Origin of the sequence: Chryseobacterium sp. LAM-KRS1, from assembly GCF_013184525.1 — a bacterium.
GTDB classification, from domain to species: domain Bacteria; phylum Bacteroidota; class Bacteroidia; order Flavobacteriales; family Weeksellaceae; genus Chryseobacterium; species Chryseobacterium proteolyticum.
The window spans coordinates 297873-311487 of record NZ_JAAOIZ010000003.1 but is presented as its reverse complement, the minus strand read 5'-3'; the positions used below and the strand labels follow the sequence as shown (position 1 = coordinate 311487).

Annotated in this window: 10 protein-coding genes; 4 read left to right on the top strand and 6 right to left on the bottom strand. The window is 38.3% G+C overall.

All coding sequences use genetic code 11. From position 1 onward, the window contains the following. Positions 1–141 precede the first annotated feature (141 nt). Positions 142–1575, top strand: a complete 1434-nt coding sequence (locus tag G9C87_RS08940; protein WP_172280253.1) for an alpha-amylase — start codon at positions 142–144, stop codon at positions 1573–1575. Between the two features lie 185 nt (positions 1576–1760). On the opposite strand, the gene G9C87_RS08935 is transcribed toward G9C87_RS08940, so the two are convergent. After that, positions 1761–2174, bottom strand: a complete 414-nt coding sequence (locus G9C87_RS08935) for a thiol-disulfide oxidoreductase DCC family protein (RefSeq protein ID WP_172280252.1) — start codon at positions 2172–2174, stop codon at positions 1761–1763. 10 nt (positions 2175–2184) lie between these two features. Then, a complete protein-coding gene (locus tag G9C87_RS08930) occupies positions 2185–2646 on the bottom strand; it encodes a heme-binding domain-containing protein (RefSeq protein WP_172280250.1) in 462 nt (153 codons plus the stop codon). 286 nt (positions 2647–2932) lie between these two features. On the opposite strand from G9C87_RS08930, the gene katG reads away from it, so the two are divergent. Both katG and der read left to right on the top strand, forming a co-directional pair. Further along, positions 2933–5209 (top strand): catalase/peroxidase HPI, encoded by a 2277-nt coding sequence (gene katG, locus G9C87_RS08925; RefSeq protein WP_172280248.1) that lies wholly within the window; start codon positions 2933–2935, stop codon positions 5207–5209. Between the two features lie 289 nt (positions 5210–5498). Continuing rightward, the gene (der, locus tag G9C87_RS08920; protein WP_172280246.1) at positions 5499–6809 is read left to right on the top strand and encodes a ribosome biogenesis GTPase Der; all 1311 of its coding nucleotides are present in this window, start codon (positions 5499–5501) and stop codon (positions 6807–6809) included. 116 nt (positions 6810–6925) lie between these two features. On the opposite strand, the gene G9C87_RS08915 is transcribed toward der, so the two are convergent. Together G9C87_RS08915 and G9C87_RS08910 are read right to left on the bottom strand one after the other, a co-directional pair. After that, positions 6926–7408 carry a GNAT family N-acetyltransferase gene (locus tag G9C87_RS08915; protein ID WP_172280244.1) on the bottom strand — a complete coding sequence of 161 codons (483 nt, stop codon included), beginning with the start codon at positions 7406–7408 and terminating at the stop codon, positions 6926–6928. Positions 7409–7419: 11 nt separating this feature from the next. Continuing rightward, positions 7420–11340, bottom strand: coding sequence for a Pls/PosA family non-ribosomal peptide synthetase (locus tag G9C87_RS08910; protein WP_172280242.1), 3921 nt, complete (start codon positions 11338–11340; stop codon positions 7420–7422). 144 nt (positions 11341–11484) lie between these two features. On the opposite strand from G9C87_RS08910, the gene upp reads away from it, so the two are divergent. Beyond that, positions 11485–12135, top strand: a complete 651-nt coding sequence (gene upp, locus G9C87_RS08905) for a uracil phosphoribosyltransferase (protein ID WP_172280240.1) — start codon at positions 11485–11487, stop codon at positions 12133–12135. Here the strand turns inward: upp and G9C87_RS08900 are convergent, their stop codons facing one another. Both G9C87_RS08900 and G9C87_RS08895 read right to left on the bottom strand, forming a co-directional pair. Further along, entirely contained in the window at positions 12136–12825 is a 690-nt protein-coding gene (locus G9C87_RS08900) for an alpha/beta fold hydrolase (RefSeq protein WP_172280239.1), read from the bottom strand. A 76-nt stretch (positions 12826–12901) separates the two neighbouring features. Then, positions 12902–13552 (bottom strand): ComF family protein, encoded by a 651-nt coding sequence (locus G9C87_RS08895; RefSeq protein ID WP_172280237.1) that lies wholly within the window; start codon positions 13550–13552, stop codon positions 12902–12904. Positions 13553–13615 lie beyond the last annotated feature (63 nt).

Sequence of the window (13615 nt, the reverse complement as noted above, 5' to 3'; positions counted from 1 at the left end):
AAGTTTATGATTTTTTAATGAAAATTTATGATACCATTTTAGAGCATATTTTTGAGTCTAAGTAAATTTATTCACGTTAAGTGGAATTTATTTTAATAAAAGTGTAATTTAGTTATTATATTAATAATTAAAAAACGGACTATGAAAAAAACATCTTTCTTATTTTCATTAATGGCTTTAGGAATCATGAATTCCTGTGAAACCAATGATGAAGGAGTCGGGAACACTTCGAGGGAACAAGAAGTTCATTCCAAAATAGTACAGGTCACTCGTCATGATGGAAGGCCGTTCAGTACTGGAAAAGAGTCAGTAAATGGTAAATTTGTTGCAGGTCCGGGGGGAAGTGTTCTGATGCAGGGCTTCTACTGGGATGTTCCGGATGGCGGAAACTGGTGGAATACAGTAAAAGATAAACTTACCGGTTGGTCCAATGCAGGAATCGGGGCAGTTTGGTTGCCTCCCGCATCCAAAGCGCAGAACGGAGCTTATTCAATGGGATATGATCCTACCGACTATTATGATTTTGGAAACTTTAATCAAAACGGAAGTGTAGAAACTCGTTTTGGTTCAAGAGCTGAGCTGGAAGCATTGATCACCAAAGCACACTCAGAAAATATGCAGGTTTATGCGGATATTGTGATCAACCATAACAGTGGAGGGCAGTCGGAAGCGAATCCTTATACAGGAACCAATACATGGACGAATTTTTCAGGAATAGCTTCAGGAAAATTTACCAGAAACTACAATGATTTTTATAAAAATGCCTATGGAAATAACGACGAAGGCTCTTTCGGTGGTTTTCCGGATTTATGCCATGCTAATCCCCATGTGCAGGACTGGCTTTGGGGAAGAGACGATTCCGTTGGTAAATACTATAAGAATGTAATGAAGTTCGACGGGTGGAGATTTGATTATGTAAAAGGTTTTGGTGCGTGGGTGGTTAATAACTGGAATGCAAAGGTAGGTGGCTTTTCGGTAGGGGAATTATGGGATTCCAATGTTAATACACTGGAATCATGGGCAAATAATGCAAACAGTTCTGTATTTGATTTTGCGGCCTATTATAAAATGGATGAAGCATTTGATAACGGAAATCTCAATGTTTTGAATGATGATATGATGTGGAAAAGAAATCCATATAAAGCCGTTACTTTTGTCGCCAACCATGATACTGATATTATTTATAATAAGATGCCTGCATATGCTTATATCCTGACGCATGAAGGGTATCCTACCATATTTTACAGGGATTACGAGGAGTGGCTTAATAAAGAAAGATTAAATAATCTCATCTGGATTCATAACAATAAAGCAACAGGAACAACCTCTATTCTCTACACAGATAATGATGAGTATATTGCGAGACGTAACGGATATAATGGTAATCCTGGACTGGTGGTTTATATTAACACTTCATCAAGCTGGCAGGAAAGATGGATAGACACCAATTGGAGCAATCAGCAGATCAAGGATTTTACAGGAGCATCAACCTGGTATCCTACAACACAGGCTGATAAGAGAGTGAAAATTCAATGTCCTCCTAATAGTTATTCTGTTTGGTCATTAAATCAATAATTGTAGGACAGAATCGTCAATTTATTTAATGAATTCCACAAGGATTTTATCATGGTGAATGACTTAGGGAAGTAAGAATTTTAGAATTTCGATACGAAAATCAGATATGTAATACTACTTAATGGCAGGTATTGTGAAATTATATCATGATGCTTGCCATTTGTAATTCAAAAATTACAGTGCTTTTAAACTTCTATAAACTTTCTTTTCTGATTTTGATCAGGCAGGTAGCACTTTTGAGCAGCAAGTTTCATTCTGTTTCTTGAAATCAAATCATATACCTGGTCACTTAAGAAAGTCGGTATGATTTTTCCAACAGCAATAAGTTGATATACACCACCCAGGAGTTGAGCAATCTGAAGAACAGCTCTAGATTTTACCAGATAGTACTGATTAGGTTTCCAAAGATACATCGTATTGAAAACAGTAGTCTCCAACCCTCTTTCGGATAAGAACTTCTGGCCGAAATCCGATTGTAAAGAAGCAAAAAGGAATTTGTTTTTTTTGTCACGTTCCAGGATCCACTGTACCCAGAAATTACAAACTCCACAATCTCCGTCAAAGAAGACAATATATTTATCCTGCCAATTTTCCTGCATAACACTTTTTTTAAAATACCATCGACCGTTCAGTTTCTGCTTTTACTTGTTTAAAATATTGTATAAGCTGCTTTCTCTGTTCCGGGGTTAATTTTGCACCCTGATGGCCAACAATATAGGATTCCAGAGGCATTTCCTCTTTCTCGATCATTTCAATACATTCCTGCAATTTGTGTGCCTGTCTTTCAGGTTCATACATTGCAAAGGTAGAGAAATTTAAATGTTTTCTTCCTTCATCAATATGATTTTTAAGAAACCACGATGAAGGAGCAATGCTAGAGTACCATGGATACTTCGTTTCGTTGGAATGGCAGTCGTAGCATGATGTACGGATGAGTTTGGCAACTTCAGGTTGCGTTTTTTTTATTTTTAAAAAATCCATACCCGGATTCACCGGTGGATTGGTCTTGTCAATGGGAAAAAACTGGATTATGATAAAAGCCACCAATAGAACGATCAATATTTTTTTCATACTAATGAATTTTAGTGTTTATGTGTTTAAATGTAATCTTTTTTTCTCTATTATAAAAGATAGAATCATTCTAAATAGGAAGTCTTTGTCTCTATTTTGCTTCATTTTCAATTAAATATAGCTAACTTATTGCAATAAATAAGGCAAAGGCTGTAGAAGTTTTATTATAGTTTTTAACTATCGTAAAAATTTTATCAATAGATCGTATTTATTGAAAGGGTTGTTGTAAGTTTGTCTTGTTCAGATCAGATAAACGGTATTAATCAATATTAAAATTTAAACGACAATGGAAAAAGATTCAAATGACATCAGTAAATGTCCGTTTCATAATGGAACAATGAAACAAAATGTAGCTGGTGGCGGAACTCAAAATCAACAATGGTGGCCTAATCAGTTAAGAGTTGATATTTTACGTCAGCATTCCTCTTTATCCGATCCCATGGATAAAGATTTCAATTATGCTGAAGCATTTAAAAGCCTGGATCTTGAAGCTGTAAAAAGAGATCTTCATGCATTAATGACGGATTCACAGGATTGGTGGCCTGCAGACTTCGGACATTATGGCCCTTTGTTTATCCGTATGGCATGGCATAGTGCCGGAACGTATCGTGTGGGAGACGGAAGAGGAGGAGCCGGAGCAGGTCAGCAGCGTTTTGCACCATTGAATAGCTGGCCGGATAACGTAAGTCTGGATAAAGCAAGAAGGTTACTTTGGCCTATAAAACAAAAATATGGTAAAAATATATCATGGGCGGATCTTTTGATTCTCACCGGTAATATCGCATTAGAGTCCATGGGTTTTAAAACATTTGGATATGCAGGAGGCCGTGAAGATGTCTGGGAACCGGATATGGACGTGTATTGGGGCTCCGAAACAACATGGCTGGGAGGTGATCTCCGATATGCACATGGTTCTGAGGGAGTAGTGGAAAATCATGCTGTGTTACCAACAGATGATGACGCGGATGGAAAAGTACATTCCAGAAATCTTGAAAAGCCTTTAGCAGCAGTACAAATGGGACTTATCTATGTAAATCCTGAAGGTCCGGATGGAAATCCAGACCCAATCCTTGCAGCTAAAGATATTCGTGATACATTCGGGCGTATGGCGATGAATGATGAAGAGACTGTGGCCCTTATTGCAGGAGGACATACCTTCGGTAAAACACATGGTGCAGGACCGGCCGACCATGTAGATAAAGAACCTGAAGGAGCAGGTATTGAATTGCAAGGACTAGGATGGGCGAGCAGCTATAAATCTGGAAAAGGAGCAGATGCGATCAGCAGCGGACTGGAAGTAACCTGGACAGAAACTCCTACGCAATGGAGTAATTATTTCTTCAAAAATCTTTTTGAAAATGAATGGGAACTTACCAAGAGCCCTGCAGGAGCTCATCAATGGGTAGCGAAAGATGGTGCCGAGATTATTCCTGATGCATTCGATTCTTCTAAAAAACATAAACCGACGATGCTTACAACGGATCTTTCCCTGAGATTTGATCCGGTTTACGAAAAAATATCAAGACATTTTTACGAGAATCCTGATGCTTTGGCTGAAGCGTTTGCAAAAGCATGGTTCAAACTTACGCACAGAGATATGGGGCCAAGAGCCCGCTATCTTGGACCGGATGTGCCGGATGAAGTACTGATCTGGCAGGATCCTATCCCTGAGGTAAATCATGCCTTAATAGATGGTTCTGATATTGAAACTTTGAAAGGGAAAATATTTGATTCGGGGTTAAGTTCTCAGGAACTGATCACAACTGCATGGGGTTCGGCTTCGACTTTCAGAGGAAGTGATAAGCGGGGAGGAGCAAACGGAGCAAGAATTCGCTTAGCTCCTCAAAAAGATTGGGAAGTGAATAATCCTGTGCAATTACAAAAGGTTCTGAATGTGCTGGAAAATATTCAGGCAGAATTCAATGCTTCACAGACTTCCGGTAAGAAGGTTTCTTTAGCAGATCTTATTGTTTTAGGAGGAACAGCAGCTGTAGAAAAAGCAGCAAGAGCCACAGGGCACGATATTTCGCTTTCATTCACGCCTGGCCGTATGGATGCTTCTCAGGAACAGACGGATATTGAATCGATGGGATATCTGGAGCCGGCAGCAGATGGTTTCCGTAATTATTTAAAAAGGAAATATACGGTTTCTACTGAAGCCCTATTAATTGATAAAGCACAATTGCTGACCCTTACTGCTCCCGAACTTACAGTATTAATCGGTGGAATGAGAGCATTAGATGCTAATTTTGACGGCTCTAAAAACGGAGTGTTTACAGATCGTCCTGGAGTTCTTTCCAATGATTTCTTTGTCAATCTGCTTGATATGGGAACTCAATGGAAAGCAGCCTCTGGTGACAATGAATTATACCTGGGAACTGATCGTAAAAGCGGACAGCCAAAGTGGACAGCTACCCGTGCTGATCTCGTATTTGGATCCAATTCAGAATTAAGAGCAATTGCGGAAGTATATGCAAGTGCTGATGCACAAGAAAAATTTGTAAAAGATTTTGCTGCAGCATGGACAAAGGTGATGAATCTGGATCGGTTTGAACTGGCTTAAGTTTTTTACATATCTGATATCAATTAAAACCATCTCTACCCGGGATGGTTTTTTGCTTTGAAGAACATGTGGGGCCTATTTCTTATGCGAATTGATATTGAACAGCATGAAGATAGTGTTTAATATTACGATGCAGAGATATATACATGGAAGCAGAAGCTCTGGAATTTTCATTTTTTTAATTGCTAAATAATAAAGCCTTATCTTTGCAAAAAATTGAGCTCCAAAGGTTGGAGTAACTCATTAATAACTTGTCCTGAGAGAATCGAAGGATTATTAAACATTTTTTATGTCAAACATTGTCGCTATCGTTGGGCGTCCCAACGTAGGAAAATCCACATTATTTAATCGTTTCCTGGAGAGAAGAGAAGCTATAGTAGACTCTACTGCAGGTGTTACAAGAGACCGTCATTACGGAAAATCCGACTGGAACGGAGTAGAATTTACAGTAATTGATACCGGAGGATATGATGTGGGGACAGAGGATATTTTTGAAGAAGAAATCCGTAAACAGGTACAGCTGGCAGTAGATGAAGCTACTTCTATTATTTTTATGCTTAATGTAGAGGAAGGCCTTACAGATACGGATTATGAAATTCATGAATTATTAAGAAGATCCAATAAGCCGGTTTATATCGTTGTAAATAAAGTAGATTCTGCAAAAGAAGAATTGGCAGCTACAGAATTTTATCAGTTAGGAATCGAAAAATATTATACTCTTTCTTCTGCTACAGGATCAGGAACAGGAGATCTGTTAGATGATATCGTTAAAGATTTCCCAACCACGGATTATCAGGATCCTTTTGAAGGATTACCTAAAATTACGATCGCTGGTCGTCCGAATGTAGGAAAATCCACTTTAACGAATGCTTTACTGGATGTAGAGAGAAATATTGTAACAGATATTGCGGGAACAACCAGAGACAGTATACAAACACTATATAATAAATTCGGGCACGAGTTTGTATTGGTAGATACTGCGGGGATGCGTCGTAAGGCTAAAGTTTCCGAAGATCTTGAGTTTTATTCTGTAATGAGATCAATTCGTTCTATTGAATATTCTGATGTAGTGATCATTATGGTAGATGCTACTCAGGGATGGGAATCTCAGGATATGAATATCTTTGGTTTAGCACAGAAGAACAGAAAAGGAATTGTGATCCTGGTTAACAAATGGGATCTGATCGAAGATAAGCAAACCAATACGATCCGTGATTTTGAAAAAGCAATTAAAGATAAGATCGGGCAGTTCCAGGATATTCCAATTCTGTTTGTATCTGCATTAACGAAACAGAGAATACTGAAGGCGGTAGAAGTGGCGATGCAGGTATATGAAGACCGTAAGAAGAAGATTAAAACTTCGAAATTAAATGAAGTGATGCTTCCTATTTTCGAACAAACTCCACCTCCTGCAAATAAAGGAAAATTCATTAAAATCAAATATTGTGTGCAGCTTCCTACGCCGTCACCGCAGTTTGTATTCTTCTGTAATCTTCCACAATATATAAAAGAACCGTATAAGAGATTTACTGAAAATCAATTGAGAAAAGAATTCGGATTTACCGGAGTTCCTATCGAGGTATATTTCAGACAAAAATAATGACTTCGGCTGCGCTTATTAAAAAAGTGTCACAAAGTAATAATCGATATTTAAAAAGTTCTGGTAAGAAATATCTTATCAGAACTTTTTTTCTTTCATCAAATATATCTTATCCTTTACAGCCACTTTTCATACATTAACCGGACAGGTTTATAGCCTTGTTTATCAAGCCAGCTTTGCATAATATGGTTATTGCATAAAGTAAACCTGTAAATTTTCCGGATATTAAAATCTCTATAGGTTTCTTCAAATGCTTTGTTTAGGGCAGTGTAAACTCCGTGTTTTCTATATTCCTGCTTTACATATCCTTCAGAAACATACAGGTCATCTGCATCTCCCAGTTCAAAGTTGCTGTCATCTTTTTCATCAATATACCCGAATAAAAAACCAATAGCTTTTCCCTCTGCGTTAGCAATAAGAAATGTTCCGTTATTCTCTTCCTCACAGTCGGTCATAAAGCGCAAATAATGTTTTCTGATCTTGCTCCAGTCGGCTGTTTTCTCATTCATTTCCTTTTCAGAAACATGAAGCTCTCCTACCAACTCATCCACAATGGGGAGATGGTCTGATATTTTTATTTTTCGGATTGTAAAGTTCATAATATAATTTTTTATTTTCCTCGTATCGGGCTTCCGTGCCAGGATGTATGATCAGAAAGTACCTCGCCCTTCATAATCAGTGAAAGGGCATCAACATTTACGTTATTACCTATTTCGGTATCGTAAAGAATAATGGTTCTCGAATTAATGGTTGTCTGCTTACCGATTTTTACACTTCCTATTTTCATAATACGATCTTCAAAAAGATGCGTCTGCGGCCCGCAGTCTTCATTCAACATTGCTTCGTCATCTATCGTTACCATATCATACTCTGTAATATCTGTTGTATTGAGCCACACCCTTTTACCGATTTTCACACCCAAAAATCTCATAAAGAAAGGAAGCCACATCGTTCCCCGCAGGAAATCAAGAAAGAAGATTACAGGGAGTGCCTCATATACTGTAGTTATTCCTTCACTCAACCAGACTTTTAGGCTGTACATGGGCATTTCTGTTTTTTTATACTTTCCAACGAGAACCCATTTAAGGAGTACCATAAAGAAAAAGGAAGGTAGGGCTACAATTCCCAGATAATAAAATGGAGAAAATAAGATCAAATGATGGATTCTTCCTTCAAGATAATTGCTGGTGTAGGCAATAAATAATACACTGCAGATAATAATAACGGTTTGAGGCAGAATAATCCGGATTCCCTCCACAATAGCACGTGCAAACTTAAGACTGAAGGGAGGGTTGTAGGTAAGGCTATTGTCAAAGCTCTCCGATTTTTGTCTTGAGGGAAGTCCGATTGGCGGAGATCCAAACCAGTCTTTTTCAGAAGAGTTTTTAAGTTGTTCTTCATTCGGAGCTTTGCTTAGCACGCCGATAAGCATATTATCTCCTAATTCATATCCCTGTGGGATCAATCCGCTGTTTCCTACAAAACTATTGTTGCCGATCTTGGTTTTTGCCAGGATCAGTTTTTCATTTCTTACATCATGTTCCCCCAGGATGACCGCGTCAGCAATAAAAGATCCCTCTCCAATTTCCAGAAGATTGTGGGAAACATCGCTTGCTGTAGAGATCTCTGAATTTCTGCCCACTTTGGCTCCCATCATCCTGTAAAATTTACTGATATAAATTGAAGCAAAAAGAGGATGTACGACGGTTAATGCAAGATTAAATATCTGATCCTTTACCCATTTCCGATAATAGATAAAACTGTAAACAGGATATATTCCCGGCTTCATACGGTATTGCAGACACCTTGTGATAATACTGACAACCCCGATAAAAATTAATATGTAGATTGTAGATAGAATAGGAGCCTGCCATAGGTAATAGAAACTATAATCCGCTGAACGGTCGTCCAGATAATACAAGGTGTACAATGTTGGAGCAAGCGGTAAAACGATTAAAAGTGGGAAGAAAAACAGAGAACATGCATATATGATAGCATATTTGTTTCTTTTTGCGGCAGAAACCAGCTGTGGAATCTGCGTCTCTTCCTTACTTTTTGTTCTTAGTTTTTCAGCCGGGCTACCATCCCAGACTTCACCGTACCCGATCGTATTTCCTTCATTTAAGCAGCTTAGATCCTGAAGTTCTCCGAATTCCTCAATGACAGTATTACCACATACGATAGCTGAAGAACCAAGATAAGAATGTGCTTTAATATGTACTTTTCTTATTTTAAGCACTCCATTTTCTACAGATGCATTATCAATACTACATCCTGAGCTCGTGGTTACGTTTTGATCAATGGTAACAAGGTCTTCAGCTGCAATAGGTAAAAGGCTAAGCTGTGCGCTCGGATGAACTTGTACACCTAATAATTTCAGATATTTCGGATACAATGGGGTTTCAACAATAAATTCTGAAGGCATCAGTCTTTTTACGGTTTTCCATAGCCACCATCTGAAGTAATACCAGCCCCATAACGGATAATCACCTTCTTTTATTTTTCCGATAACAAGCCACTTTGTTAAAAGAATAATAACAGAATAAACCGGTGGTATGAGTGTATACAAAAGAATAGCACTTAACAGGGCTAATCCGGTTCCGTACCCATTAAGCTGGAAATAATAATAACTAAGATAGGGGAAAAATATCTGTACACTAAATAATGCAAAAACAACCAGTAAAGAAATAGTCTGGGCAAGATTGCAGGCATAATATTGAAATGACGAAACTCTTGTAAACGGTTCCTGATCGGATGCCTTTTCAGTGTGTTTATTTTTAAGGCAATCTGAATATGCAGAAAGCGGCCTGTTTTCATAAATATCTTTTAAAGAAGCGTAAGGAATCCCTGCTTTTTGCCGGAGGTGAGAAACTAATGTTGCAGCAAGTAAGGAGTGCCCTCCCAGATCCGTAAAAAAGTCCTGATGTAATTGGATCTCTTTTCCCGGAAACATCCAATGAAGGGTCTGCAACAGTTTTTCTTCGATAGGAGCTTCAGGATTTACTTCAATGTCTTCACTTTTCTCATGACTGATAAAGCTTTCAGGAACCGGCAGTTTTTTTCGGTCAATTTTTCCACTCGGCATCCTGGGCATTTCCCTCATTTTGATGATCGAGACGGGAACCATATAAGGTGCCAGAAACTTTGCTAACTCTTTACGTATTGTATTTTCATCGAATTCATGATCGTCACTCATTACAGTATAACCAACGAGTTGCCCCTGTCCGTTAGCGTCTTCTTTCACGGCAACAGCTGCTGAAGAAATGCCGGGAAGCTGATTCAACCTGGCTTCTATTTCTCCCAATTCAATCCTGTAGCCACGGAGTTTGATCTGGTCATCTATTCTTCCCTGAAAATCTATAAAACCGTTTTCCCGTATAATAACAGCATCTCCAGTTTTGTAAATGGTATCGCCGGGAAGTTCAGGAAATGGATTTTTCAGGAATTTTTGATCTGTTAGTTCCGGGAGGTTGAAATATCCATTACTGACTCCGGGACCAGAAATGATCATTTCACCCCTTTCTCCTCGTGGTACGATATTCAGATTTTCATCAACCACAGCAATATGATAATTGGGTAGAGGATGGCCAATCGTAAGCTCGTCATCATCCTTCAGCTTAGCCATGTTGGAAGATACTGTAGTTTCCGTGGGACCATAGCTGTTGATGAAGGTTCTGTAAGGCTTTGCCCATTTTTCCTGTACTTGTTTTGTGCATGCTTCACCCCCTGTATTGATGATCCTCACTGAAGGAACCTCCTCGATGATGGCTAAGATACTGGGTACTGCATGAAGAACAGTGATTTTATTCCTGATTAATACATCACTTAATTCATCAATAGCTTTTACAGTAAGGGCATCTGCAATCCATATCGTTGCACCGGAAAAAAGACTGATCCATACCTCTTCACACCACATATCAAAGGAAACGGAAAAACCCTGATATACAATATCGGTATCTTTTATTCCTATGAAATCTTCTTCAGATCTTATAAGATGACAGATATTCCTGTGGGAAATTGGAATTCCTTTAGGATTTCCGGTACTTCCGGAAGTAAATAACACGTATGCCCATTGGTCGGGGCTAATCGGATCGCTGATTGGAGGGATAGTGCTGTCGGGTTGTGGGGCAATGGCTAAAGGCCGACAATGGATTCCGACATCTGCATCAGAGAAATAAGCTTTTACATGAATGTCTGTAAAAACTTTTCTTATTCTGTCTTCAGGCATCTCCCGGTCCAGTGGAACATAAGAGGCTCCGGCTTTTAATATTCCTAAAATAGCAACTGGAAGCTCCATACTTCGGGGATACCAAACCCCGACACTATCGCCCGGTTTTATACCTTCATTGTGAAGCTGTAAAGCAATTGCATTACTCCAGTTATTGAGTTCTTCATAAGAGAGTTTTTTACCATTAAATATAAATGCTGTTTTATTTTTGTATTTTTCAAAAATAGGAGCTAATAACCCGGGAAGAGTCTCTTCCTTCAGAAATTCAGGAGCTATTTTTCCTAAGATTAAACTTTTCATCATTCAAGATTTTTTTATGTACAGATGGGTTGGGAAACTTTCATAAATATACTTTATTTCTGTTTACGTTCAATCTCGGATTTCGTTTTTTAATTGTAATTTTGCAGGAATTAAAGCCCGCCAACTCTAATTAAAATTTAAAATTTCATGGTTACTATTTTATCTGAAAACTTTTCTCTTGTTAATGAGTGGATTAACGAACTGCGTAATGTAGATGTTCAACATGACCGATTAAGATTCCGTAGAAATATGGAACGTATCGGAGAAATTGCCGCTTTTGAAATCAGTAAAGAACTTGAGCAAAGAGAAGTTGAAATCCAGACTCCTCTGGATACGATAAAGGTTAGGGAAATTGCAGTACAACCAGTGATTACTACTATTCTTAGGGCAGGAGTTCCTCTATTTCAGGGGATATTAAATTATTTGGATAAAGCTGATTGCGGTTTTGTAGCAGCCTATAGAAAACATGATGCCAACGATTATTTTTCGATCAAGCAGGATTATCTTACTTGTCCAAGTATTGAAGGAAGACCTTTAATCGTGGGAGATCCTATGCTGGCTACAGGAGCGTCATTAATTGAAGCAATCAAAGACTTACTCACACACGGAACACCTACTCAATTGCACATTGTAGCGGCCATCGCATCTAAACAGGGAGTAGAAACAATTGAAAAAGCTTATCCTGAAGCAAAAATTTGGGTAGGTGCTATTGATGATCAACTGACTTCCAAAGGCTACATTACTCCCGGATTGGGAGATGCCGGTGACCTTAGCTATGGTGAAAAATTACAGCGGTAATTAATACAGATTCCAGAAATCCTTCATTATATCCATCAATAATACCGGACGTACTTTTTCCATTGGATGTCTGGTATCCGGAAGTATCATTAATCTTGCGTTAGGAATACGGCGATAGGTTTCAACGGTCTCTTCCAATGTTACCATATTATCATGGTCTCCGGCCATGATCTGGACTGGAGTTGTAATCTTTGATAAACTATCTGAATTTAGCGGTGGTTTTTTACCTAAAGAAACCATCATGCCGGCAATTGCGGGAAGCAGCTCTTTCCATTGGGAGCCGTGTTGTAATTCCAGTTGTTCCGCATATTTCGGAATTTTTAAAAGAATGGTCTCAGGGTCAAGCATTGTACTTTCCTTTAAAGCCTGCTCCTCTGTCCAGTCGAATTTTGTGCCTAATGTCAATACGGAATTTACATTTTCCGGTACCTGCAGAGCATAGCAGAGACCAACATAGCCACCCATGCTGTGTCCGAAAATATAAACATCATTGAGTTTTTGTTGCTTACAGTATTCAGCCAGTTCCTGAGTGTATTTTTCTATGCTGATACCATCTTGCGGAATTTCAGTGTTTCCATGCCCTGAAAAAAGAGGGGTGTGTATATTGAATTGTTTTGATAAGTCCTTTAGATAAGGTTTGAAAATATCACTGTGCCCTAAAGCACCGTGCAGTAAAAGCAGGTTTTTCATATCTATTAGTTTATCCGGAAAATTATGAAAAAGAATTGAAAGCTGGAAGTAAGGTTTAGAGGTTAGAAGTTAGAGGTTAATCTATTGCCATTACCAGAATGCTCACTTTGTTATTGCCGCTATTTAAGATTTCCCATGCTATAGTTGCGATCGTATTGCCGGTGGTAAAAACGTCATCAATTAATAAAATATGTTTATCAGATACCTTTCGGGATATTGAAAAAGTGTTGTCATTTTTTAGGCGATGTTTTTTATCTTTTAGGGCCTGAGCTTGTGAGTAGTAATTTCTTTTGATCAGGTGATGGTCAAATGGGATATGATATTTATTGGATAGTATTTCTGTAAACAGATGCAATTGGTTATATCCTCTTTCTCTTTCTTTTTTAGGATGAAGTGGAACGCTTACCAGTAAATCAGGTTTGTTATTTTTAAAATCCAGTCTACCGATTGTCCAGTTTGCAATCACTTTCCCGGTTTTTTCCCGGTTTTTATATTTTAATTCGTGGATGATCTTACGGCTTAAGTTTTCCTCCTCAAAATACATAAGCGCATATGCGTTTTCAACCGGAAACAATAATTTGCATTTTTCTTTAAACAGGTTATCTTCAAAATAATTGAAATGGGTAAAATGAATATGTTCAAAACAGGAGGAGCATACCAGAAGATCAGCATCGATGATCCGGTTGCAGTGGATGCAACGATTGGGGAAAAGAAGGTCAAGAATCATTTTTGTGTTTTTACTAATATAAGTTTATTAGCTGAAAAATGAAAGAGGTAAGAAGTAATGTAA